Here is a 1,214-nt window from a genome sequence, read left to right on the forward strand (position 1 = left end):
GCTGGGTATGGGGTTGCTTGTGGGTGTGGCCCCCTCCCTTCCCCTGTTAGTTACGAACGCCGGGGAGTGGGTGGGTTGGGGTGGGTGTGGTTCGGCACCGCTGGTGCAACGACGCTCTCGAAGGGCTGCCACCTGTACTCGCTCCGAAACGCGACAAAAGCCACTTTCGTTTTCGCTAGCCCCGCCAGCTCCACCGCCGTCGGCTTGTCTTTCGCATCGCCGGGGTTGTGGCCCAGCAGGAGCTCAGCCTCGTTGGCCACGCCATCGCCATCGCTGTCCTCGCCCGCAATCTTCTCCAGCCGCCGCCCGAGATCCGCCCGCTGGCCGGATTTCTTGAGAACCTCCACAACCACCTTGAGGCGTGCGCCAAACGGGTTGTGGGGGAACTCTTCCAGCGTCACGCCCTGCTTTGCCCCCGGAGCGCTCCGGTGACAGGTCGAGCAGGCGTCGAGGCGCGCGGGCAGGAACCGCCCGTAACGCACGCCCAGAGCCGCCTTGTTCGCCGGTGTCGCAAGGGCGTTTGCCCCACACAGTGCCAGTATCGCTACAATCAGAATCGCTCGCTTCATTGCATCCATCCTTTCAACCTCTCCCCCTGCCCCCTCTCCCCCTGCCCCCTCTCCCGGGCGCTCATTCTTCGCTGGGAAAGGGTAAACCGAGTCTGTCGGGCTCCCCTCTCTTCCCCAACGAGCTTGCGAGTGCCCGGGGGAGGGAGGGGCTGGGGGTGGGAGAGGTTACGTCGTGTACTCTGCGTTGATTTTGACATACTCGTAGGAGAAATCACAGGTGTAGAATGTGGCTTTGCCGTCTCCTGCACCTAAATCCACAGTCACGAGCACTTCGTCGGTCTTCATCGCTTCGGAGGCGGCGGCTTTATCAAAGGCTGCCGGGACGCCGTGTTTGAAGACCTCGATGCCCGCGAGCGTCGCGGACGCGTTGTCCGGGTCGAACGGGACGCCAGCGCGACCGGCGGCCATCATCAGGCGACCCCAGTTCGGGTCGTTGCCAAAGAGAGCTGTTTTGACGAGCGGCGACTCCGCAATCGTGCGCCCGACTTTCTTGGCGTCGGCGTCACTCGGCGCGCCCGTCACGCGCACTTCGACGAGTTTGGTCGCCCCCTCACCGTCGCGTGCCACTTTCTTGGCGAGCGTGATGCAGACCTCTGAGAGCGCCGCGACAAAAGCTTCGAAGTCTGGCCCCTCGGGTTCCTCAAT

The 1,214-nt window shown here is 63.8% G+C and carries 2 protein-coding genes; both read right to left on the minus strand.

From position 1 onward, the window contains the following. Window positions 1-50: 50 nt before the first annotated feature. Window positions 51-578, minus strand: coding sequence for a hypothetical protein (locus RMO15_RS31260; RefSeq protein WP_309722572.1), 528 nt, complete (start codon window positions 576-578; stop codon window positions 51-53). Window positions 579-734: 156 nt separating this feature from the next. Continuing rightward, window positions 735-1,214: bifunctional ornithine acetyltransferase/N-acetylglutamate synthase (locus RMO15_RS31265; protein WP_309722578.1), on the minus strand; the 480-nt coding region annotated here is incomplete at its 5' end.

This window comes from Armatimonas sp. (assembly GCF_031410135.1).
Lineage (GTDB): Bacteria > Armatimonadota > Armatimonadia > Armatimonadales > Armatimonadaceae > Armatimonas.

Excerpts from the sequence above, each read along its gene's own strand:
- RMO15_RS31260 (WP_309722572.1), bottom strand. The coding sequence starts at position 578 with ATGGATGCAATGAAGCGAGCGATTCTGATTGTAGCGATACTGGCACTG.